Genomic DNA, 23540 nt, shown 5'->3' on the forward strand with positions numbered 1-23540 from the left:
TTTTATAACGTTGCATCTGTGGCCTGTCGTCAAGCCGTGCCGGCAGAAAAGATGGTCGACTCGTAGACCGACTCGGGAGAAAAGGCCGGGAGCGAGATCAGCCTGAACGAAGGGCCGCTGCGGCACGTGACCGATGCGAGGCTTCGCCGGTTGTCACTGCAGGCGTGCGGCCAGCGAGGAGGAGGGGACGGGTGCGACCCTGGCGGGAGGGACCGGGCGACCGGCGCAGCTACCATCACGGCAACCTCAAGGAGGCGCTGATCGAGGCCGCGCGCCGCTTCATCGCCGAGCGCGGCATTGGCGGCTTCACCCTCGTCGACGCGGCGCGCTTGGTCGGTGTGACGCCGGCCGCTCTCTACCGTCATTTCCGCGGCCGCGAGGCGTTGCTGGAGGAGGTGGCGGGGCGGGGCTTTGCCGATCTCGCCGACCGGCTGGCGCGGGCTCTGGCCGGCCGCGGCACACCGCTGGAGCGTTTCACCCGCATGGGCGAAGCCTATCTCGCCTTCGCCGAGGAGGAGCCGGGCTATTACGCGGCGATCTTCGAGGTGCGCGGCCACGCCGTCCCCGCGCCGGCCTCGGACAGGCCGAACCCGTTCGACCTCCTCGTCGAGGCTCTGCGCTCGACCTTCCCCGACGGATTCGACGGCGTCGATCCGCGCTTCCTCGCGCTGGAGGTCTGGGCGCTCTCCCACGGCATCGCCACGCTCTCGGCCGCGGGCCAGCTGCCAAAGCCCGGTCCGGACAAGTACGAGTTGCTGCGTGCGGGCGTCCTGGCCCTCGTCCATGGGGCCGGCGGCCGGGGGACGGAAAAGCCCTGAGTCCCGGCCCTTGAAACGGCCGAGGCGGACCCGCATGTGAATGTTGTTCACATTCACACCCCGGAGTCCTCAGCCGTGAACACGTCCTCCACCTCTCCCTGGTCCTGCGGCGCGTCTCACCGCAGCGGTCCCTTCCCCAAGCGTTCGCTCGAAATCGGCGCCATCGTCGTCGCCTTCATCTACTGGTGGCCGGTGGCGGTCGCCTACGTCGCCTGGAAGATCGCGGGCTATCCCGCGCTCAGCCGGATGAAGGAGTTCGCCAACAACGGCAGCTTCAGCTTCGCGGGCGGCTCCGGCCGGTCGCGCTTCGCCCGCGCCTTCGAGGCGGCCACGGGCTCTTCCGGCACAGGTGCCACCTCCGGCAACTGGGCCTTCGAGGAGTATCGCCGGGCCGAGCTGGAACGCCTCGAGGCGCGCCGCCGCGCCCTCCAGGAGGAGAGCCGCGCCTTCGCCGAGTTCGTCGAGGAGCTGAAGCGGGCCAAGGACCGCGAGCAGTTCGACGCCTTCATGGCCAAGCGCCGCTCGGAGGGCGGTGGTCCGACGATCAACGCCTGATCGTCCGAATCCCGACTGAGATCTGATCGGAAGAAGGGCTCCCCGCCGGCAGGCGGGGGGCCCTTTGTGCGTTGGAGAACAAAGAGCGTGCGGTGCAGCGATTCCGTCACACTGGGCGGTTGTCGCCGGTCCAAGCCGCCATAACTGCCGCCACCGGGAACAAGCGAAGCCCGGGCGCCTTGTGAGACACAGGAAACGCCCGCCAGCCAGAACGACGATCGATTCCTTTTCTCCAGCGGAGACCGGTGGCCTGATGCGGCGCGCCCATGCGATGCGGTTCGGCAGCGAGTTTGCCGAGGACGGTGTGCGGTTTGCCCTCTGGGCTCCGACCGCCGCGGATGTGACCTTGGTCGTGGACGGGACCGATCATCCCATTCCCGATGCCGGGGAGGGTTGGCGCCGCACCGTGATCCCGGGCGTGAAGGCCGGCGCGCGCTACGGCTTCCGAATCGACGGCGATCTGGTGGTGCCGGATCCCGCCTCGCGCTTCCAGCCCGACGATGTGTCGGCGCCGTCCGAGGTGATCGACCCCAACGCCTACGCGTGGTCGGACGGCGAGTGGACGGGGCGGCCCTGGGAAGAAGCCGTCGTTTACGAGCTGCATGTCGGCACCGCGACGTCCGAGGGCACCTATGCCGCCCTCGAGAAGCGGCTCGACGATCTGGTCGATCTCGGCGTCACCGCCATCGAGCTTCTGCCGCTCGCCGACTTCAAGGGCACCCGCAACTGGGGCTATGACGGCGTGCTCCCCTACGCGCCGGATGCCGCCTATGGCCGCCCGGACGAGCTCAAGCACCTGATCGACACCGCCCATGCCAAGGGCCTGATGGTGCTGATCGATTGCGTCTACAACCATTTCGGCCCGGCCGGAAACTATCTTCACGCCTACGCCAAGACCTTCTTCACCGAGCGCCATCAGACGCCCTGGGGCGCCGGCATCAACTTCGACGGGACGGAATCGGGCCCGGTCGTGCGCGACTACTTCATCGAGAACGCGCTGTACTGGCTCAAGGAATACCATTTCGACGGCATCCGCTTCGACGCGGTGCACGCGATCCTCGACGACTCCGAAAAACACTTCCTGGCTGAACTCGGTGAGACGATCCGCAAGACCTTTCCGGATCGGCACGTTCACCTGATCCTGGAGAACGAGGCGAACCAGGCCCGCTGGCTGGAGCGCGACGAGAAGGGTCTGCCGGTCCTCCACAGCGCGCAGTGGGCGGACGACCTGCACCATTGCTGGCACGTGCTGATGACCGGCGAGGATGCCGGCTATTACGAGAGCTTCGCCGACAAGCCCGTGGAGCATCTCGCCCGCTGCCTCGCGGAGGGCTTTGCCTATCAGGGCGAGCCGTTCCCGACCCTCGACAACCATCCTCGCGGCGAGCCCTCGGCCCATCTGCCGCCCTCGGCCTTCGTCACCTTCCTCCAGAACCACGATCAGGTCGGCAACCGGGCGCTCGGCGAGCGGCTGAGCCACCTCGCCGACCCGAAGAAGCTCGCGCTCGCGCGCGCCGGGCTGCTGCTCGCGCCGCAGATCCCGATGCTGTGGATGGGTGAGGAATGGTCGGCCACCGCGCCGTTCCTGTTCTTCGTCGACTTCGCGCCGGACGAGGAACTGAACAAGGCGGTGCGCGAGGGGCGCCGCCGCGAGTTCAAGAGCTTCGCGGCGTTCGCCGACGACACATCGGTGATCCCCGATCCAACCGAGGCCAAGACCTTCGAGGATTCGAAGATCGATTGGGACGAGGCCGAGACCGAACCGCACCGGGCCATCTGGGCCGATACCCGTAACCTGCTCCAGATCCGCCGGCAGAGCGTCGTGCCGCTCAGCAAGAGCCGATTCCTCGGCGCCAAGGCCGAGATCCCGGCGCCGGGCGTGGTGGATTGCACCTGGCGCTACGAGGACGGCTGGCTGCGCTTCGTCGTCAATGTCGGAGACGACGAGTTCTCGGCGGTTGCGGACGGCGGTCAGGTGATCTGGTCGAACAGCGGCTCGCGGCAGGCCCTGCAGCTGCCGACCTGGACCGGCGTGTTCCTGATCGGGGGCGCCAAGTGAGTTCTTCGAACCCGAATTCTTCCGCCGTGAGTGATTCCGACGTGACTGCCCTCGAACGCCTTGCCGACCTCGTCGGCATCGCCGACGGATTCACCGATGCCTTCGGGCAGCGGGTCGATACCCCCCTCGATGTCCGCCGCGGCATGCTCGAGGCCCTCGGCTTCGCCGCGGGCGACGACGACGCGATCCGGCGCAGCCTCGCCGCCGTCGAGGCGGTGCGCGCCAACGTGATCCCGCCGCTGCTGGCGGCCGAAGCACGCCGCGGCGTGCGCGTGCCGGTGCGGATGGGCGTGACCTCCGGCGCCGTGGCATGGCGGCTCGTCGACGAGCACGACCGTTCCCGCGAGGGCCGCGCCACGCTGACCGCTTCCGAGGACGGCGCCGGTTTCGATCTGCCGCCGCTGACGCCGGGCTATCACCAGCTCACCATCACCGTCGGCGACCGGCGGGCCCAGGCCTGGATCGTCGCCGCCCCGCAGAAATGCTGGCGTCCCCGCGCCTATGCCGAGGACGGCGCCCGCGACTGGGGCCTCGCCGCCCAGCTCTACGGCCTTCGCTCGCCGAGCAATCTCGGCATCGGCACCTACGCCGATGCCGGCCGCGCCGCCCGCGACGCGGCCCTACGCGGCGCCTCGTTCCTTGGCCTCAGCCCGGCCCATGCCCTGTTCCCGACCGACAGGGCGAAAATCTCGCCCTACTCGCCGTCCTCGCGGCTGTTCCTCGAAACCCTCTACATCGAGCCTGGCGCGCTACCGGGCTTTACCGACAGCCCCGCCGCCGCGCTCTTGGAGCAGCACCGAATCCGGATCGAGGCTCTGCGCGACACCTCCCTCGTCGATCATGCCGGCGTGTGGGAGGTGCTGTCCCCCATCCTCGAAGCCTATTGGCAGGGATCGGCTGCGCGGGCCGGCAAGGATGCCGGCTTCGCCGCGTTCCGCGAAGAGGGGGGCGAGAACCTCGAATCGCACGCCACCTTCGACGCGCTCTCGGAGCATTTCCGGAAGCAGGGCGCGCACTGGCTCGGCGACTGGCCGGAGGAGTACCGCCGCGCCGGAACCGACGCGGTGCGGGCCTTTGCCAGCGAACATGCCGAGCGCATTGCCTACCATATCTTCCTGCAATACCTCGCCGATCGCCAGCTCAAGGCGTCCTCTGAGATGGCGCTCAAGGCCGGCATGCGGCTCGGGCTCTACCGCGACCTCGCGGTCGGCGCCGACCGGGGCGGTTCGGAGATCTGGTCTCACCCCGAGCGCTTCGCCAACGGCGTCTCCATCGGCGCGCCGCCGGACCTCCTCGCCCCCAAGGGCCAGGATTGGGGCCTGCCGGCCTTCGATCCGCTCGAAACGGAGCGCGACGGTCTCAAGGCCTTCCGGGCGCTGGTGAAGGCGAACATGCGCCATGCCGGCGCGATCCGCATCGACCACGCCTTCCAGCTCGCGCGCCTGTTCCTGATCCCGCTGGGCAAGTCCGCCCGCGAGGGCGCCTATGTGGCGATGCCGTTCGAGCCGATGCTGGCGGTGCTGCGGCTGGAGAGCCACCGCGCCAAATGCCTCGTCATTGCCGAGGATCTCGGCACCGCGCCGGAGGGCTTCTCCGACGCGCTGATGCAGTCGGGCATCCTCAGCTACCGTATCCTCGCCTTCGAGCGCGAGCACGGCGGCGCCTTCAAGGCCCCCGAAGCCTACCCGAAGGACGCGCTGACCGCGATCACCACACACGATCTGCCGACCTTCGTCGGCTGGTGGCGCGGGGTCGATACCGACACCCGGCAGTCGCTGGGCCTCTACGATGCCGACCGGGCCGAGGCCGAGCGCACTGAGCGCGTCGCCGAGCGCTGGCGCCTGTCGGAGGCTCTGGCTGCGCAGCAGCTCCTGCCGAGTTCCGAGCCGCCGGAGCACGCGCCGTTCGAGGCCGCTGCCCGCTATCTCGCCCGCGCGCCCTCGATCCTGACCGCAGTGCAGTACGAGGACGTGGTCGGTGAACTCTCCCAGGCCAACGTGCCGGGCTCAACCGAGGGCTACCCGAACTGGCGGCGCAAGCTCGACCGAAATCTGGAGGCCATCGCTGCCCCGGGCGGCCCGCTGGCGAAGCTCGCCGCCGCCCTCTCGGCGGAGGAGCGCGGGCCTCGCTCGGGTGCCGCGCGGCTCGCCTCGGCCCCGCCGCGGGCGACCTACCGCCTGCAATTCCACGAGGGCTTCACCTTCGCGGATGCGGAAAAAATCGTCCCGTATCTCGCCAAGCTCGGGATCAGCCACGTCTACGCCTCGCCGCTGCAGCGGGCGCGGCCGGGCTCGACCCACGGCTACGACATCGTCGATCACTCGCAGATCAACCCGGAGATCGGCGGCGAGGAAGGCTTCCGCCGTTTCACCGACGCGCTCCACGCGCACGGGCTGAAGCTGCTTCTCGACATCGTCCCCAACCACATGGGCGTCGGCGGGGCCGACAATCCGTGGTGGCTCTCGGTGCTCGAATGGGGTGGGCTGTCGCCCGCGGCCAACGCCTTCGATATCGATTGGGAGCGGCTCGGCGCCAACGGCAAGCTCGTCATCCCCTTCCTCGGCGAGCGCTACGGCGAGGCGCTGGAGAAGGGCACGCTGGAGCTGAAGTTCGATGAGGCGGCCGGCGCCTTCAGCGTCTGGCACTACGAGCACCAGTTCCCGATCTGCCCGCTGCAATACCCGACGATCCTCAACCGGGCGCTCGCGGCTCTGGGCGAGATCGGCGACGACATGTCGGCGGAGGTGCTCTCGATCACCGAGCGCCTTCGGACCATGGGCGAGGAGACCAATCTCGAGCGCCGCCGGGCCATGCCCGAGGCCGCCGAGCAGCTGAAGCGCCAGCTCGCGGGCGCCGTGCGCGCTTCGCCGCAGATCGCCGCCTCGATCTACCGGGCGCTGCATCTCCTCAACGGCAACCGCGACTATCCCGACAGCTTCGGCCCGCTGCACCGGCTGCTCGAACAGCAATCCTACCGCCTCGCTCACTGGCGGATCGCCTCGAGCGACATCAACTACCGCCGCTTCTTCGACGTGAACTCGCTTGCGGGCCTGCGCGTCGAGCTGTCGGACGTGTTCGTCCGCTCGCACGACCTGCTGTTCCGCCTGATCGGCGAGGGTCGGATCGACGGACTGCGCATCGACCACATCGACGGTTTGGCCGACCCGCTCGGCTATGCCCGCGCGCTCCAGGCGGCCGTCGGACCCGGCTTCTACATCGTGGTCGAAAAGATTCTGGAGCCCGGCGAGAAGCTGCGCGACTGGCCGGTCGCCGGCACCACCGGCTACGACGTGCTGAACCAGCTCGACGGCATCCTCGTCGATCAGGCGCTGAAGCCGCGCATCGAAAAGTTCTATCGGTGGGCCACCGATATGGACGAGCCCTACGGCTTCCAGTTCCGGGCGGCCAAGGCGGAGATTCTGGAGATCAGCTTCGCCTCGGAACTCGAGGTGATGACCGGCGACCTCAAGCAGATCGCCGATTCCGACCGGCGCACCCGCGACTTCTCCACCAACGCCATCCGCCGGGCGCTGATCGAGATCGTGGCGCGGTTTCCCGTCTACCGCTCCTACCTGCCGGGCGATCTCGACGAGACCGAGATCGAGGCCGAGGACGTGCGGCTGATCGAGGGGGCCGTTCGCAAGGCGAAGCGCTGGAGCGCCCTGCCGGACCGCTCGGTGCACGATTTCGCCGCCGATGCCCTGCTCGGCCGCCTCGATCTCGGTGGGGCCGGGCATCCGGACCAGCAGGTGGTGTTGCGCTTCCGTCGCCGCTTCCAGCAGCTCACCGGTCCGGTGATGGCCAAGAGCCTGGAAGACACGCTGTTCTACCGCTTCGTCGAGCTGCTTGCTCTCAACGAGGTCGGCGGCGATCCCGGCGAGTACGGCATCGACGCCGAGCATTTCCACGCGCTTCAGGCCGCCCGAGCCCGCGACTGGCCGAACGCGATGATCACCACCGCGACCCACGACACCAAGCGCGGCGAGGATGCCCGCTCGCGCCAACTCGCCCTGTCCGAGTTGCCGGAAGAGTGGGCGCGGGCCTGGGATACGTGGCGCCGCGCCTCCGAGCCGCACATCAAGCAGGTCGAGGGCGAGCCGGCGCCGGACCCGAACGATCAGTGGATGTTCCTCCAGGCCATCCTCGGCGCATGGCCGCTCGAGCTGCTGGAAGGCGACGACGCGGAGGAGATCGAGGATTTTCGCAAGCGTCTCGATGCCTACGCCGAGAAGGCTCTGCGCGAGAGCAAGCGTCGGTCGAGCTGGGTGAATGTCGACGAAGGCTACGAGGGCGCGGTCCACGCGCTCTTCGCGGCGCTCGTCACCCCCGGCTCGGACTGCCTGAACCGGTTTCGGCCGCTGGTGCGGCGCCTCGCTTTCCTCGGCATGATCGCCGGGCTCGGGCGCACCGTCCTCAAATGCACCCTGCCGGGGATCCCCGACACCTACCAGGGCACCGAATTCTGGGACTTCTCCTTCGTCGATCCCGACAATCGCCGGCCGGTGGATTACGAGGAGCGGGCCCAGGCTCTGGAGGCCGGCGGCACGCCGTCGGAGCTGATCGGCTCCTGGCCGGACGGGCGGGTGAAGCAGGCGACCCTGGCGCGCCTGCTCGCCGACCGTGCGGCGCGCCCGGCCTTCTACGCCGATGCCGACTACCGGCCGCTCGCCGCGGAGGGCGCGCGCTCCGACCACATCATCGCCTTCACCCGCTCTGCGGCGACCTCCGGCGAGGACGACCTGTTGGTGGCGGTGCCCCGCCTTGTCGCACGGCTGACGCCCGAATCAGGCTGGTCGGGCGAGGCCTTCGCCGGAACGGTCCTGAAGGTGCCGGAGGGCAGCCGATGGGTGGACGTGATCGGCGGCGGCGAACTCGCCGCGGAGAGCGATCGGCTCGATCTCGGTCGGCTCTTCGCGGCGCTGCCCTATGTGGTGCTGCGGCGGGCCGCCTGAGGCGGCCGCACGAGAGGCCCGCTCATCGGCCGTCCAGGCCGTGACCATCCCGGGTCGGCGGGGGTTTCGCGAGAGGCGCCCCGCGGCCTCGATCTATCAGAACGCGCTCGGCGAGAAGCGATAAGACGGAGGCGATCCATGAACGCACCGAACACCGCGATGGCGCCCGCGACCCGGACCGGCGCGGAGACCGTGGCCCTGCCCGCCGCCTTCGCCCCGCGCGCGGAGGGGCCGCGCATCTACAACCTGTTCCCGCTTCTGGTCGGGACGGTCTCGGCCTGGACGGCGGAGCTGCCGCGGATTGCCGAACTCGGCTTCAACTGGGTTTATCTCAACCCCTTCCACCAGACCGGCGGCTCGCGCAGCCTCTACGCCGTGGCCGATCTCGACCGCCTGGACGAGCGTTTCCGCGACGGCGACGGCACCTCGGACGACGAGCAGATCGCCCGCTTCTGCCGGGCGGCGGACTCGCACGGCGTCTCGGTGATGAGCGATCTCGTCATCAACCACACCGCCGACAACGCCCGCCTGTTCCACGAGCGGCCGGACCTGTTCGTGCGCGACGCCGAGGGCAAGCCGGTGAGCCCGGCGGCGATCGACCCGGACGATCCCTCAAAGCGCACGGTCTGGGGCGACCTGATCGAGCTCGACTATCATTCCGGGCATGCCCGGGACGAATTGGTCCGCATCTTCGACGGCTATATCGGCCGGCTCCAGCGCCTGGGCGTGCGCGGCTTCCGGTGTGACGCCGCCTACAAGGTGCCTCCGGAGGTCTGGCGCGCCCTGATCCAGGCGGCCAAGGGGCGCGAGCCGGACACGCTGTTCGCGGCGGAGACGTTGGGCTGCACCTTCGAGGAGGCGCAGGCGACCGCCGGCGCCGGCTTCGACTACCTGTTCAACTCCTTCGCGTGGTGGAATCTCAAGGCGCCATGGGCCCTGGAGCAGTATGACCGGCTACGGGTGGTCGCGCCCTCCATCGCCTTCCCCGAGAACCACGACATGGCGCGGCTGGCCGCCGACATCCCCGGCGGCGCGGAGGCGGTCGCCCGGCAGCTGAGGACGCGCTACGCCCTCTCGGCCTTCTTCTCCGCCGGCGTGCTGATGCCGATCGGCTACGAGTGGGGCTATCGCCGCGCGCTGCACGTAGTCGAGACCACGCCGGGCTCGCGCGAGCACGACACCGGCATCGACATCTCCGGCTACGTGGCGGCGATCAACGCGCTCAAGGCCGAGATCCCGGCGGCGAATGTGGAGGGGGCGCAGATGCGTCTCTCGGCGCCGGACGCGCCCTTCACCGCCCTGTTCCGCACGGATACCGGCCATCCGGCCTCGGCGCATTCGGCGACGCTGATCCTGTTCAATCCGGGCGACACGCCGGCGCCGGTCGATGCCGGGCGCCTCATCGAGCGCACCGGCGGCCAGCTCGGCACCTTCAACGACCGCACGCCCGACGCCGAGCCGATCGCCTTCCATCCCGGAGCCAGCATCGATCTTCAGCCGGGCGAGCTGCGCATCCTCGTGGCCGAGCGCGCCAAGGTCGCCGCTCCGCCGCCCCCGACGGTGCCGGAGGGCAAGGGCCGCGTCGTCATCGAGGCCGTGACGCCGGAGATCGATGGCGGCCGCTCAGCGGTGAAGCGCGTCGTCGGCGAGCAGGTGCGGGTCGAGGCCGACATCTTCTCCGACGGGCATGAGATCATCAACGCGGCGATCCTGTCGCGCGTCGTCGGCGAGGAGACGTGGCGGCGCGACCCAATGGTGTTCGTGGACAACGACCGCTGGGCCGGCCATTTCCCGCTGGAGAAGAACGCCCGCTACGAGTTCACGATCGAGGCGTGGCGCGACGGCTTCTCCTCCTGGGTCCGCGACACGCTCAAGAAGCGCGATGCCGGCGTGGATGTGCGCCTAGAGACGATCGAGGGCGTCGAGCTGATACAGATCGCCGAGGATCTGGCGAGCGGCGCCGACAAGCAGCGGCTCGACGCGCTGATCCGCTCGCTCGCCGCCGAGCCCGAAGGCTCGTCCGTGATTCTCGAAAAAATCCTAGCACCCGAGGCGATGTCGCTGATCCGGCGGAACGCCGAGCGGGTGAACCTCTCGCGCTATCCCGTGAACATCCCGGTGATCGCCGATCGCCTCGCAGCCCGGTTCTCGGCCTGGTACGAGATCTTCCCGCGCTCGCAATCGGGCGATCCGAACCGCCACGGCACCTTCCAAGACGTGATCCGGCGCCTGCCGGAGATCCGCGAACTCGGCTTCGACGTGCTCTACTTCACGCCGATCCACCCGATCGGGAAGACCAACCGCAAGGGCAAGAACAACACGCTCAAGGCCCAGCCGGGCGATGTCGGCTCGGTCTACGCGGTGGGCTCGGAGGAGGGTGGCCACGAGGCCGTGCATCCCGAACTCGGCACGCTGGAGGATTTCCGCTGGCTCGTCGCCGCGAGCCACGCCCACGGCATGGAAGTCGCCATCGACTTCGCGATCCAGTGCTCGCCCGATCACCCCTGGATCAAGAACCATCCCGAATGGTTCGAGTGGCGCCCCGACGGCACGCTGAAATTCGCCGAGAACCCGCCGAAGAAGTACGAGGACATCTCCAACGTCCACTTCTACGGCGGTGCGCTGCCCTCGCTCTGGATCGAGCTGCGCGACATCGTCCTCGGCTGGTGCGCCCACGGCGCCCGCATTTTCCGGGTCGACAACCCGCACACCAAGCCGATCCCGTTCTGGGAGTGGATGCTGCGCGAGGTGAACGCGCAGTACCCTGACGCGATCTTCCTGGCCGAGGCCTTCACCCGGCCGAAGATGATGAAGAAGCTCGCCAAGGCCGGCTATCAGCAGAGCTACACCTACTTCACGTGGCGCAACACGAAGGCTGAGCTGACCGAGTACGCGTTGGAGCTGGCCGGCGAGATGGGCGAGTATTATCGCCCCAACTTCTTCGCGAATACGCCGGATATCAATCCGTACTATCTCCAGACCAGCGGCCGGCCTGGCTTCATCGTGCGCGCGACGCTGGCCGCGACGCTCTCCTCGATCTACGGCATCTATAACGGCTTCGAGCTGTGCGAGGCCGCCCCCTATCCGGGCAAGGAAGAGTATCTCGACTCTGAGAAGTACGAGCTGAAGGCCTGGGACTATCACCGCCCCGGCAACATCCGCGATCACATCATCAAGCTCAATCAGGCGCGCCGGGACAACCCGGCCCTGTGGGACTTCCGGAACATTCACTTCACGGGGGCGGGCAACGACAACATCATCGCCTACGCGAAGGTGACGCCGGAGCGCGACAACTGCGTGTTCGTGATGGTCAACCTCGACCCGAAGAACCGCCAGGAATGCACCTACGAGGTGCCGCTCTGGCTGCTCGGCCTGCCCGACGACGGGGCGGTCGAGGTCGAGGATCTGCTGCTGGGCTACAAGTTCGAGCTCTACGGCAAGAACCACCGGATCGCGCTGGATCCCGCCGACCGCTCGGCCATCGTCTGGCGGATTCGGCCCCGGCGCACCTGACGGCTCGTCCCGTGCCGAAGCGGCCTCCACTTTCGGCGCGGGGCGCTCTAGATCGGGCGGGATGCGGCGGTCACCGTCGTGTTCTCGCCAAGAAGCGAGCCGAGGAAGCTCGCAGTCCGGCGCCGCAGGGCCCGGTTCCGCTCTCGAAAGTGACGTGAGGCAGCGACGGGATGATCGATCGCAGCGATCCGCAGTGGTACCGTGACGCCATCATCTACCAGATCCACGTCAAGTCGTTCTTCGACTCGTCGAACGATGGGATCGGGGACTTCGAGGGCCTGACGCAGAAGCTGGACTACGTCCGCGACCTTGGGGTCACGGCGATCTGGCTGATGCCGTTCTATCCCTCGCCGCTGCGCGACGACGGCTACGACATCGCCGACTACCGGGACATCAACCCGTCCTACGGGACGATGGAGGATTTCCGCCGCTTCGTGGATGCCGCTCACGAGCGGGGCCTGCGCGTCATCACCGAGCTCGTCATCAATCACACCTCGGACCAGCACCCCTGGTTCCAGCGCGCCCGCGAGGCGCCGGCCGGGTCACCCGAGCGCGATTTCTACGTCTGGTCGGACACCGACGACAAATATAGCGACACGCGCATCATCTTCCTCGACACCGAGGTCTCGAACTGGACCTGGGATCCAGTCGCCAAGCAGTATTTCTGGCACCGCTTCTACTCGCACCAGCCCGACCTGAACTTCGACAACCCGGCCGTGCTGGAAGCGGTCATCGAGGTGATGCGCTACTGGCTCGACATGGGCGTGGACGGGCTGCGCCTCGACGCGATCCCCTACCTGATCGAGCGCGACGGCACGAACTGCGAAAACCTCTCCGAGACCCACGACGTCATCAAGGCGATCCGCGCCGCGCTCGATGCGAGCTACCCGGACCGGATGCTGCTGGCCGAGGCCAATCAGTGGCCCGAGGAAACGGCGCAGTATTTCGGCGACGGTGACGAATGCCACATGGCCTTCCACTTCCCGCTGATGCCGCGGATGTACATGGCGATCGCGCGCGAGGACCGGCACCCGATCACCGACATCATGCGCCAGACCCCGGAGATCCCGGAGGGCTGTCAGTGGGCGATCTTCCTGCGCAACCATGACGAGCTGACGCTTGAGATGGTGACCGCGGAGGAGCGCGATTACCTCTGGTCGTTCTACGCCGCCGAGCGGCGTGCCCGCATCAATCTCGGCATCCGCCGCCGCCTCGCGCCGCTGCTGGAGAACGACCGGCGCAAGATCGAGCTGATGAAGTCCCTCGTCCTGTCGATGCCCGGCACGCCGGTGCTCTATTACGGCGACGAGATCGGCATGGGCGACAACATCTATCTCGGTGACCGCGACGGCGTGCGCACGCCGATGCAATGGTCGCCGGACCGCAACGGCGGATTCTCGCGGGCCAACCCGCAGAAGCTGTTCCTGCCCTCGATCCAGGACCCGATCTACGGCTATGACGCGATCAACGTCGAGGCGCAGATCCAGGCGCAGACCTCCCTGCTGAACTGGACGCGGCGCATGATCGCGATCCGCAACAATTCGGTCGCCCTGGGGCGCGGCGCGATCCAGTTCCTCTATCCGTCGAACCGCAAGGTGCTCGCCTGGATCCGCGAGCACGACAACGAGCGCATCCTCTGCGTCGCCAACCTGTCGCGAGCGCCGCAGGCGGTGCAGCTCGACCTGTCCGACCTGCGCGGCGCGATCCCGATCGAGCTGACCGGCGGCACCGCCTTCCCGGCGATCGGCGAGCTGCCCTACCTGCTCACGCTCCCAGCCTACGGCTTCTATTGGTTCTCGCTTTCGGTCGCGAATACCGGTGAGATCGGCCCGCAGCCCCAGAGCCCCGAATTGTTCACCCTGGTGCTGACCGGCGGCGTCGAGACCCTGATCAAGGGCCGCGAGCGCACCGCCTTCGAGCGCACCGTGGCACCGCCCTTCATCGGCTCACGCCGCTGGTTCGGCGCCAAGGGCTCGCGCATCAAGTCGGTGCAGGTCGATGACAGCGCGATCGTCAAGGACGCCACCGGCGAGGGCAAGTTCCTGCTGCCGCGGGTGGCGGTGACGCTCGCCAACGGCGAACGCCAGGATTACTTCGTCCCGCTCGCCGTCGAGGAGGGCCGCGAGGACGAGGCGCTGATGGACCATGCGGTCGCCCGCGTGCGCCGAGGGCCGCGCACCGGCCTGCTCTACGAGGCCGCGGCCGCAGCGCCCTTCACGGTCGCCCTGATCGAGGCGATGCGCGACGGCGTGACGATCCCGTCCGAGCGCGGCAGCATCATCTTCTCGACGACCTCGGCCTACGACCCCGAAGTGCCGTTCGAGGCCGCCGACGTGCGCCGCCTCTCGGCCGAGCAGAGCAACACCTCCATCGCCATCGGCGCGCGGATGATGCTCAAGCTCCTGCGCCGCCTCCAGCCCGGCACGCATCCGGAGATCGAGATCGGCCGCTTCCTCACCGAGCAGGCGCATTTCGCCAACACGCCCGCGCTCCTCGGCGTCGTCGAGCACGTGGCCGAGGACGGCACCCGCACGGCGCTGGCACTGCTCCAGAAGTTCGTCCTCAACCAGGGCGATGCCTGGACGCTGATGCTGGAGGGCCTGCGGCGCGACTTCGAGACCGTCGTGCTCGCCCCCGAGAGCGAGGCGCCGACGCCGGAGGACGCCTTCAACGCGCATCTGCGCTGGGCGATCCTGCTCGGCCAGCGCACGGCCGAGCTGCACCGGGCCTTCGCCATCGACACGGACGATCCGGCCTTCGCGGTCGAGCCGTTCGGCGAGGCGGATCTCGCCGCCCTGGCGGACGACGCACGCCATCAGGCGGCGCGCGCCTTCAAGGGGCTCGACGCGATCACCGCATGGTCTCCGGGCTCCGCCAGCGAGGCACTCGCCGCCCGCCGCGGCGAGGTGGAGGCGCTCATCAGCGAACTGGCCGCCGGCCCGCTGCGGGGTGCCACCAAGACCCGCATTCACGGCGACTATCACCTCGGCCAGGTCCTCGCCTCCGAGGGTGATCTCATCATCGTCGATTTCGAGGGCGAGCCCTCGCGGCCGGTGGAGCAGCGGCGGTCGAAATCGACGCCGCTGCGGGACGTGGCCGGCATGCTGCGCTCCTTCGCCTATGGTGCCGAGACGGTGGTGCGCGAGATCACGGCCCGCTTCGGCGACAGCGAGGAGCGGGCCCGCAACGCGGCGATCGCGTGGCGCGGCATGATCGATGCAGCGTTCCTCGACGGCTACGGGCAGGCGGTGGCCGGCAGCCGGGCGGCGGTCGAGGATGCGGAGACGCATCGCGGCCTGCTGCGTCTGAGCCTGCTGACCAAGGCGCTCTACGAGGTCGATTACGAGGTCAACAACCGCCCCGACTGGATCGAAATCCCGGCACGGGGTGTTCTCAACATACTGGATGAAGCCAAGCGCGACCGCGCTTCGGTGTGACGATCGCGCTCTCGCGCCGGGCTGAATCCCCGCCCCGGCCCGAGAGCGAATCCCTGGAAGAGGTGACTGGATGACGGCTCTGGACGACAAGGCCGCGGCCCGAAACGAGGGGCAGGCGGCCGCCAACGTCCCGAACAGGTCAGGATCGACCGAGGCGCCCCGCGCGCCCCGGTCGGCGGATTCGCTGGGCGGCGATGGGGGGGCGCCCCGCGTGGGCCGCCCCGCCGCGCAACCCCGCGACGGCCACCTCCACCCCGATGCCGTCGCCGCCGTCATGGCGGCCGACCACGGCGACGCCTTCGGCGTTCTGGGACCGCATCAGGTCGCCCCCGGTACCTGGGAGGTCCGCGCGGTCCTGCCCGAGGCCAAGGCCGCCCGCCTGCTCACCGGCGGGCAGACGATTCCGTTCGAGCGTGTCCACCCGGATGGGTTCTACGTCGCGAGCGTGAAGAGCGAGGGCCGCCCCCTCTACGAGATCGAGGTCGAGGCCTGGGACGGCAGCAGCACCCGCCGCCACGATCCCTACGGCTTCGGCCCCTCCCTCGAACAGAGCGAGATCGAGGGTCTGCGCCAGATCGGCAGCAATCTCGTCTACCGCGTGCTCGGGGCGCATGCCGGCGAACTCGACGGCATTGCCGGCTTCCGCTTCGCCGTTTGGGCGCCGAACGCGCGCCGGGTCAGCGTGGTCGGCGACTTCAACGATTGGGATGGCCGGCGCCACCCGATGCGGCTGTGGCTGAACGGCGGCGTATGGGAGCTGTTCGTGCCGGGTCTCAAGGCCGGTCAGAACTACAAGTTCGAGATCCGCGGCCCCGACGGCGCGCTGCTGCCGCTCAAGGCCGATCCCGTTGCCTTCCGCGGCCAGCACCCGCCGCAGACGGCCTCCGTGCTCCAGGGTCTGAACGAGCCGGAATGGCACGACAACGCCTGGATGGACACGCGCGGCGAGAAGGACCCGCGCCACGCCGCCATGTCGGTCTACGAGGTGCATCTCGGCTCCTGGGCCCGCGTGCCGGGCGAGGGCAACCGCTACCTCACCTACAAGGAGCTGTCCGAGCGGCTGATCCCCTACGTCAAGGAACTCGGCTTCACCCATATCGAGCTTCTGCCGATCACCGAGTATCCGTTCGACGGCTCCTGGGGCTACCAGCCGGTCTCGCTGTTCGCGCCGACCAGCCGCTTCGGCACGCCCGACGACTTCGTCGCCTTCGTCAACGCCGCGCACGAGGCCGGCATCGGCGTGCTGCTCGACTGGGTGCCGGGGCACTTCCCCCTCGACGCGCACGGCCTCGGCCTGTTCGACGGCACGCATCTCTACGAGCATGCCGATCCGCGCCAGGGCTTCCACCAGGATTGGGGCACCTACATCTATAATTTCGGCCGCACGGAGGTGTCGGCCTTCCTCACGGCCAATGCCCGGTTCTGGCTGGAGCACTACCACCTCGACGGCCTGCGCGTGGATGCGGTGGCCTCGATGCTCTACCTCGACTACTCGCGCCGCGCGGGCGAGTGGATCCCGAACCAGTACGGCGGCAACGAGAATCTCGACGCCATCAACTTCCTGCGCAAGACCAACGAGGCGACCTACAGCCACGCGCCGGGCACCATCACGGTGGCCGAGGAATCGACCTCATGGCCGGGCGTTTCGCACCCGACCTATACCGGCGGCCTCGGCTTCGGCTTCAAGTGGAACATGGGGTGGATGCACGACACCCTGAAATACATGTCGGAGGATCCGATCCACCGGCGTTACCACCACCACAACCTGACCTTCGGCCTACTCTACGCCTTCTCGGAAAACTTCGTGCTGCCGCTCTCCCACGACGAGGTGGTGCACGGGAAGGGCTCGCTGCTCGGCAAGATGCCGGGCGACCGGTGGCAGAAGTTCGCCAACCTGCGCGCCTATTTCGGCTTCATGTGGGGCCATCCCGGCAAGAAGCTGCTCTTCATGGGCGGCGAGTTCGGCCAAGAGCGCGAGTGGAACCATAACCAGTCCCTCGACTGGCACCTCCTCGACGATCCCCTGCATGGCGGCGTCAAGGATCTGATCCGCGACCTCAACCACATCTACACCTCGACCCCGGCGCTCTATACCCGCGACGTCGAGCCCGGCGGCTTCCAGTGGCTGGTAGCGGACGATTCCGACAACTCGGTCATCGCCTGGGCCCGAAAGGGCAAGGCGGAGGGCGAGGTCGCCATCGTCGTCTCGAACTTCACGCCGGTGCCGCGTGAGGGCTACCGCGTCGGCGTGCCGGCGGCCGGCTACTATCGCGAGGCGATCAACTCCGACGCCGAGCGTTACGGCGGCTCGAATGTCGGCAATATGGGCGGCGTGCAGGCTCAGGCCGAGCAGAGCCACGGCCAGCCCTATTCCCTGAGCCTGACCCTGCCGCCGCTGGCGACGCTGATCCTGATCCGCGAGGGCTGATCGCGGGGGCGGGGCGGCTCAGCCGCCCCGCGGACCGAACAGGATGACCGCCATGCCGGCGAGGCAGATCGCCCCGCCGGTCACGTCCCAACGATCCGGCCGGTGCCCCTCGACGCTCCAAAGCCAGAGGATCGAGGCGACGATGTAGATGCCGCCATAGGCGGCGTAGGTGCGGCCCGCGGCCTCACTCTCGACCAGGGTGAGCAGCCACGCGAACAGCGCCAGCGAGACCATCCCCGGCGCGACCCACCACACCGACCTGCCGAGGCGGAGCCACGCCCAGAAGGCGAAGCAGCCGGCGATCTCCGCCAGCGCGGCGCCGGAATAGGCGAGAAGGGTCTTGCTCATCGGCAACGCTTGGCGCGGGCTCCCCGCTTTGCCAAGCCGGTATCGGCGCCGTGCTTACGCGTCGTCCTCCGGCGCGAACACCTCGCCCTTCTCGGCGAGCCGGACATTCGCCCGGTCGGCCGGCAGATCCCGCAGGTCGCGGTAGTCGCGGATCATGCGGTGCAGATCGGCCCGCGCCGGTTCGGACGGCTCGGGCGCGCCGGGATCGAAGCCCTCCATGACCGTCTCAACCCGCTGGTCGATGACCGCACGGTTCCGCGGATCGAGCCCTTCGATCCGCGCGAGCAGGTCGGCGATCGCCGCGCGCTTCGTCTCCAGTTCCGACATCGAACGCCCCGCAAAGGTTTCGCGCCGGGACAGCGCCCGAAGGCGCCCACGGTTCCGCAGGGCCGCACCCCGGACCTTCAACGGGGCCGGAGGGTTGGTGCGGCATGACCCATGTCCTGACTGAGGAAGCCGAGATCCGGCCGGCAGTGAAGCCCCGTTCCGCTCGCCTCTGGCGCCCGCGCCGGGTTCTGGTGACGCCCGCCGCCCTCGAACACGCGCATGGCCGGGAGATCGTCGCGCGGGCCGAATGCCTCGGGCTCCCGGTCGAGCGGCTGAAGAGCAACCGGCTCACCGGCCTGCGCGACGACAATCCGCGCCGCGCCTATGCGGAGGCCAAGGCGACGCTTGCCGTTGTCACGGCCCCGCCGACGAAGCTGAAGCTGCAGCCGATCCCGCCGAGCGCCGACTGGCGCTTCGATCTCGCCGAGGGCTGCCCGGCCCATTGCCAGTACTGCTACCTCGCCGGCTCGCTCTCGGGCCCGCCGGTTACCCGCGCCTACGCCAATCTCGACGCGATCCTCGGCAACCTCGGCGACTATCTCGGCCAGGGCGGCGTCACCAGCGCCTCGGAGGCGCGGGCGGCGGAGGGCACCACCTTCGAGGCCTCCTGCTACACCGATCCGCTCGGAATCGAGCATCTCACCGGCTCGCTCTCGGCGGCGATCCGCCATTTCGGCGCCTGGGATGCCTCAGTGCAACTGCGCTTCACCACGAAGTTCGCCGCGGTCGGACCGCTTCTCGACCTGCCGCATCGGGGCCGCACCCGCATTCGCTTCTCGGTCAACGCCGCTGCGGCGGCGCGTTACGAGGGCGGCACCGCCCCGCTGGCCGACCGGCTCGCCGCTATCGGTGCGGTCGCCCGCGCCGGCTATCCGGTCGGTCTCACCATCGCGCCGATCCTGCCGGTCGAGGGCTGGCCGGACGCCTACGACGCCCTCCTGCGCGATGCGGCCGAAGCTCCGGCCGAGGTGAGCGCGCCCGATTTGACGGTCGAACTCATCACCCACCGCTTCACGCCGGGTTCGAAGAGGGTGCTGGAGGGCTGGTATCCAGGCGCCGACCTGCCGATGCGCGAGGCCGAGCGGACCCGCAAGCTCACCAAGTTCGGCTCGGTGAAGTACGTGTTTCCCAGCGACCTGATGAAGGCGATGCGGGCACATCTGACGGAGCGGATCGCGCTTCGCTTGCCGGCGGCGCGGATCCTCTACTGGACTTAAATCCGGTCGGAGGCGGTCGCCCCGCGCGCCTGTCCCGTCGGGCAGATGTCGAGCAGGACGCAGCGCGCGCAGGCCGGGGAGCGGTGGAAGCATACCTGCTGCCCGTGCAGCATCAGCACCTCGTGGTTGTCGTAGAGCTTCTGAGCCGACCAGTCGTCGGGCAATTGCGCCCGCAGCACCGCGTGGCTCGGCCCGACATCGACCCTCGGGCTGATCAGCCCCGTGCGCTGGGCGACGCGGTGATGGTGGCTGTCCACCGGCAGGGCCGGCATCCGCAGCGTCGAGAAGGACAGGACCGCAGCACTCGTCTTCGGCCCGATGCCGAGAATGGCTTCGAGCCAGCCCCGCGCCTCATCGACGCTCATGCCTTCGAGGACATCGAGGCTGAGCCCTCCCACCCGCTCGCGCACGGCGGCGAGCACCGCCTTGATGCGCGGCGCCTTCAGCTCCGGCCACGTCACCCCGCGGATCGTCTCTTCGATCTCGGCGACGGAGGCTGCCTCGACCGCCGCCCAGTCGGGCCAGCGCGCCCGCAGCGCCTTGAAGGCGCGGCCGGAATCTGCGTTGCGAGTCCGGTGCGAGAGCAGCGAGGAGATCAGTTCCGAGAGCGGGTCGAGGCTGTGGAAGTAGGGGATCGGGCACCCGTAGACCCCGCAGAGCCGGCGATGGATCTCCAGCGCCTTGTCCTTGAGGGTCTCGGAGGCCGTCGTCGGCGTCTCGCGGCGGCGTTGGCGGGGAGCAACGGGGAGGGCGGGGTCGGGGAAAAGCGGCATGGGAGCCGAATCCGCGAAGGGATTCGGCGGTTCCCGGCCTGCGACACCCCTACTTTGCGAGCGCGTAGATGTTGATGTCGAGCTTGTCGTCGGCGCCCTCGCCGAGATCCGTGACGTATTCTTCGAGAAAACGGTCCTGGACCGCGATCTCCTTCGCGTCGAGATAGGCGATCAGCGTCTCGTAGGTGCCGTCGATCTCCTCGTAGGTGCCGCTGTGCTTGAACCGCAGCGCCTTGCCGCTCGGGCTCGATCCGAACTTCACGCCGTCGCTCTCCGTGCCCGATGCGGGAGCGGCTTCGATCGGGATCATCGCCTCGTACTGGAAGCCGTCATCCTCCGTCTTGGTGAAGAGCGCGATCGGCCGGCCCGCCGGCTTGAGGTTCTGCTTCGCCAGCGCGTCGCCGATGGTCTTGAACGCCTTCCGCAGGTTCGCCCGCGCCTCGTCCCACTTGGTCTCGCCCGAGAGGATCGCCACGGGCTTGGCCGGCAGCGTCACCTCGTCGACGTCGTTGGGCTCACCCGGCGCCGGCACCAGGGTCGGCAGAGTCGAGGGCGGGGGCGTGACCGATCGCGCCGCGCCGGACTGCGCCGGGCGCGGGATCGGCACCTGCTGCGGCGCGGGTGACGCCGGGTCGGGACCGGATTTCGACGTGTCCGGCACGGTCGTCGTCGGCAGCGGATTCGACTCGGCGGGGGAGGGGGCGTTGGTGGGCGGCGGCGCGCCCTGGGCGACGGCCGCGTTCGAGAGGAGCGGGGCGAGAGCGAACAGGCCCGCGGCGAGGGAGGCGAGACGGGTCAAGGTGGTGGGGCTCCGATTGGCCGATGCGGACAGGGTAGGGCCGAATTGCGCCCCGGGCGAGACCGTCGCGGCGCGACGTTGAGGTCTCGGGCTGCCGACTCGCGGCCGGTCGGCTTTTGCCATATACGCCGCGCCAAACCCCCACATCCTCGCTGACAAGGTCGTCAGAGGTCCGATGAGCCCTCTCGCCAATCGCCGCTTCCTGAAGATGCACGGTGCCGGCAACGCCATCGTCGTGCTCGACCTGCGCGGCACCTCGATCCGCGTCGCCCCGGCAGAGGCCCGCGCCATCGCCGCCGACGCGCATTCGCGCTTCGACCAGCTCATGGTGGTGCACGACCCCGTCACGCCCGGCACCGATGCCTTCATGCGCATCTACAACACCGACGGGTCGGAATCCGGCGCCTGCGGCAACGGCACCCGCTGCGTCGGCTACGCCCTGCTCGACGACCCGGCCATGGCGCGGCCGGCCGAGAACGGCTGCCTGACCCTTGAAACCAAGGCCGGGCTGGTCGCGGTCAAGCGCGTCACCGACCGCTCCTTCACCGTGGACATGGGCCAGCCGCGCCTGCGCTGGGACGAGATCCCGCTGGCCGAGCCGTTTCCTGATACCCGCCGCATCGAGCTGCAGGTCGGGCCGATCGACGATCCGATCCTGCACTCGCCGGCCGCCGTGAGCATGGGCAACCCGCACGCGATCTTCTTCGTCGAGCGCGATCCCGACACATTCGATCTCGGCCGGATCGGGCCGCTGCTCGAAGCGCATCCGATCTTCCCCGAGCGGGCCAACATCTCCGTCGCCCAGGTGACCGGCCGCGACACGATCAAGCTGCGCGTCTGGGAGCGCGGCGCCGGACTGACGCTCGCCTGCGGCACCGCCGCCTGCGCCACGGTGGTGGCGGCCTCGCGCCTGCGCATGATCGGCCGGGCGGCCCGCGTTTCCCTGCCCGGCGGCGAACTCTCGATCGAGTGGCGCGCCGACGACCACGTGCTGATGACCGGCCCCGTCTTCCTCGAAGGCGAAGGCAGCTTCTCGCCCGACCTCTTCGCCGGGCTCGACGGGTGAGTGTCGAGACGCTCACCTTCGGCTGCCGGCTCAACACCGTCGAGTCGGAGGTGGTGCGCGGCCACGCCGAGGCCGGCGTCGAGGGGCGCGATCTTGTCGTCGTCAACACCTGCGCGGTGACGGCGGAGGCCGGGCGGCAGGCCCGCAAGGCGATCCGCCGGCTCGCCCGCGAGCGGCCGGGGGCCGAGATCGTCGTGACCGGTTGCGGCGCCGAAGTCGAGCGCGCGCAGTATGCCGACATGCCAGAGGTGGCCCGCCTCGTCGGCAACGCGGCAAAGCTCAGGCCCGAGAGCTGGCGCGACGGCACCATGCCTCCGCCGGAGGACATCATGGCGGTGCGCCGGGCCGAGCCGACCCGCATCCTCGGCATGAACGGGCATACCCGCGCCTTCGTGCCGGTGCAGAACGGCTGTGACCACCGCTGCACCTTCTGCGTCATCCCGTTCGGCCGCGGCAATTCCCGCTCGGTGCCCGTCGCCGAGGCGGTGGCGCAGGTGCGCCGCATCGTCGAGCATGGCGGCCGCGAGGTGGTGCTCACGGGGGTCGATCTCACCGCCTATGGCCGCGACCTCGACGCGAGCCTGAGCCTCGGGCGCCTCGTGCGGACGATCCTCGCCGAGGTGCCGGATCTCGCGCGGCTGCGCCTCTCCTCCATCGATTCGGTCGAGGCCGATCCGGAGTTGATCGCCGCCTTCGCCGAGGAGCCGCGGCTGATGCCGCATGTGCATCTCTCGCTGCAGGCGGGGGACGACCTGATCCTCAAGCGGATGAAGCGCCGCCATTCGCGCGCTGACGCGATCCGCCTCTGTCGGACCCTGCGCGATCTGCGCCCCGGCCTCGTCTTCGGCGCCGACCTGATCGCTGGCTTCCCCACCGAGACGGAGGCACAGTTCGCCCGCTCCCTCGACCTCGTCGAGGAGTGCGGACTGACGCATCTGCACGTCTTCCCCTTCTCGCCGCGCCCCGGCACGCCCGCCGCGCGGATGCCGGCGGTGCCCGGCGACGAGATCCGCGCCCGCGCCGCAAGGCTGCGCACGGCCGGGGCGGCGGCGCTGGCCCGCCATCTCGACGGCGAGGTCGGAACCCGTCGGCGGGTGCTGACCGAGCGCGGCGATACGGGACGGACCGAGGCGTTCTCGCTGGTGCGGTTCGCAGCGCCCGTGGCCGCGGGGGAGATCCGCGACGTCACCGTCGCCGGGCATGACGGGCAGGCGCTGCTCGCGGCTTGAAGGAAAGCTCGCCGACTCC

The 23540-nt window shown here is 69.2% G+C and carries 14 protein-coding genes; 10 read left to right on the forward strand and 4 right to left on the reverse strand.

Annotated elements, in window-relative coordinates:
• Positions 1-191: 191 nt before the first annotated feature.
• The 7 genes from MPPM_RS14855 (at position 192) to glgB (ending at position 17762) form a co-directional block, all read left to right on the forward strand.
• Complete coding sequence (locus MPPM_RS14855; protein WP_096485701.1) at positions 192-818, forward strand: TetR/AcrR family transcriptional regulator; 627 nt, start codon at positions 192-194, stop codon at positions 816-818.
• A 75-nt stretch (positions 819-893) separates the two neighbouring features.
• On the forward strand, positions 894-1373 hold the full coding sequence (locus MPPM_RS14860) for a DUF2852 domain-containing protein (protein ID WP_096485702.1): 480 nt from the start codon (positions 894-896) through the stop codon (positions 1371-1373).
• 253 nt (positions 1374-1626) lie between these two features.
• A complete protein-coding gene (gene treZ, locus MPPM_RS14865) occupies positions 1627-3432 on the forward strand; it encodes a malto-oligosyltrehalose trehalohydrolase (RefSeq protein WP_096485703.1) in 1806 nt (601 codons plus the stop codon).
• Positions 3433-3458: 26 nt separating this feature from the next.
• Entirely contained in the window at positions 3459-8384 is a 4926-nt protein-coding gene (locus MPPM_RS14870; protein WP_096485704.1) for a malto-oligosyltrehalose synthase, read from the forward strand.
• A 138-nt stretch (positions 8385-8522) separates the two neighbouring features.
• Positions 8523-11897, forward strand: a complete 3375-nt coding sequence (locus MPPM_RS14875) for a maltotransferase domain-containing protein (protein ID WP_096485705.1) — start codon at positions 8523-8525, stop codon at positions 11895-11897.
• Between the two features lie 170 nt (positions 11898-12067).
• A complete protein-coding gene (treS, locus tag MPPM_RS14880; RefSeq protein ID WP_096485706.1) occupies positions 12068-15334 on the forward strand; it encodes a maltose alpha-D-glucosyltransferase in 3267 nt (1088 codons plus the stop codon).
• Between the two features lie 70 nt (positions 15335-15404).
• Positions 15405-17762, forward strand: a complete 2358-nt coding sequence (gene glgB, locus MPPM_RS14885; RefSeq protein ID WP_096485707.1) for a 1,4-alpha-glucan branching protein GlgB — start codon at positions 15405-15407, stop codon at positions 17760-17762.
• Positions 17763-17780: 18 nt separating this feature from the next.
• On the opposite strand, the gene MPPM_RS14890 is transcribed toward glgB, so the two are convergent.
• Together MPPM_RS14890 and MPPM_RS14895 are read right to left on the reverse strand one after the other, a co-directional pair.
• Positions 17781-18110: a YnfA family protein gene (locus tag MPPM_RS14890; RefSeq protein WP_096485708.1), complete on the reverse strand. Its 330-nt coding sequence runs from the start codon at positions 18108-18110 to the stop codon at positions 17781-17783.
• Between the two features lie 54 nt (positions 18111-18164).
• Complete coding sequence (locus MPPM_RS14895; protein WP_096485709.1) at positions 18165-18437, reverse strand: hypothetical protein; 273 nt, start codon at positions 18435-18437, stop codon at positions 18165-18167.
• A 104-nt stretch (positions 18438-18541) separates the two neighbouring features.
• Here MPPM_RS14895 and MPPM_RS14900 point away from each other — a divergent pair, with 104 nt between their 5' ends.
• Positions 18542-19654, forward strand: a complete 1113-nt coding sequence (locus tag MPPM_RS14900) for an SPL family radical SAM protein (RefSeq protein ID WP_096485710.1) — start codon at positions 18542-18544, stop codon at positions 19652-19654.
• Here the strand turns inward: MPPM_RS14900 and MPPM_RS14905 are convergent.
• Together MPPM_RS14905 and MPPM_RS14910 are read right to left on the reverse strand one after the other, a co-directional pair.
• Positions 19651-20427 (reverse strand): endonuclease III domain-containing protein, encoded by a 777-nt coding sequence (locus MPPM_RS14905; protein ID WP_096485711.1) that lies wholly within the window; start codon positions 20425-20427, stop codon positions 19651-19653. The two genes, MPPM_RS14900 and MPPM_RS14905, sit on opposite strands and share 4 nt — an antisense overlap.
• A 49-nt stretch (positions 20428-20476) precedes the next feature.
• On the reverse strand, positions 20477-21226 hold the full coding sequence (locus MPPM_RS14910; protein WP_096485712.1) for a GyrI-like domain-containing protein: 750 nt from the start codon (positions 21224-21226) through the stop codon (positions 20477-20479).
• Between the two features lie 175 nt (positions 21227-21401).
• Here MPPM_RS14910 and dapF point away from each other — a divergent pair, with 175 nt between their 5' ends.
• Positions 21402-22292 carry a diaminopimelate epimerase gene (gene dapF / locus MPPM_RS14915; RefSeq protein ID WP_096485713.1) on the forward strand — a complete coding sequence of 297 codons (891 nt, stop codon included), beginning with the start codon at positions 21402-21404 and terminating at the stop codon, positions 22290-22292.
• Positions 22289-23521, forward strand: a complete 1233-nt coding sequence (gene mtaB, locus MPPM_RS14920; RefSeq protein ID WP_096485714.1) for a tRNA (N(6)-L-threonylcarbamoyladenosine(37)-C(2))-methylthiotransferase MtaB — start codon at positions 22289-22291, stop codon at positions 23519-23521. The genes dapF and mtaB overlap by 4 nt, the downstream gene beginning before the upstream one ends.
• Positions 23522-23540: the final 19 nt, after the last annotated feature.

It is taken from the genome of Methylorubrum populi, assembly GCF_002355515.1.
GTDB lineage: Bacteria > Pseudomonadota > Alphaproteobacteria > Rhizobiales > Beijerinckiaceae > Methylobacterium > Methylobacterium populi_A.

Coding starts and splice junctions, on each gene's coding strand:
- MPPM_RS14875 (WP_096485705.1), top strand. CDS start 8,523: ATGAACGCACCGAACACCGCGATGGCGCCCGCGACCCGGACCGGCGCG.
- MPPM_RS14890 (WP_096485708.1), bottom strand. CDS start 18,110: ATGAGCAAGACCCTTCTCGCCTATTCCGGCGCCGCGCTGGCGGAGATC.
- MPPM_RS14905 (WP_096485711.1), bottom strand. CDS start 20,427: ATGCCGCTTTTCCCCGACCCCGCCCTCCCCGTTGCTCCCCGCCAACGC.
- MPPM_RS14895 (WP_096485709.1), bottom strand. CDS start 18,437: ATGTCGGAACTGGAGACGAAGCGCGCGGCGATCGCCGACCTGCTCGCG.
- treS (WP_096485706.1), top strand. CDS start 12,068: ATGATCGATCGCAGCGATCCGCAGTGGTACCGTGACGCCATCATCTAC.
- treZ (WP_096485703.1), top strand. CDS start 1,627: ATGCGGCGCGCCCATGCGATGCGGTTCGGCAGCGAGTTTGCCGAGGAC.
- glgB (WP_096485707.1), top strand. CDS start 15,405: ATGACGGCTCTGGACGACAAGGCCGCGGCCCGAAACGAGGGGCAGGCG.
- dapF (WP_096485713.1), top strand. CDS start 21,402: ATGAGCCCTCTCGCCAATCGCCGCTTCCTGAAGATGCACGGTGCCGGC.
- MPPM_RS14900 (WP_096485710.1), top strand. CDS start 18,542: ATGACCCATGTCCTGACTGAGGAAGCCGAGATCCGGCCGGCAGTGAAG.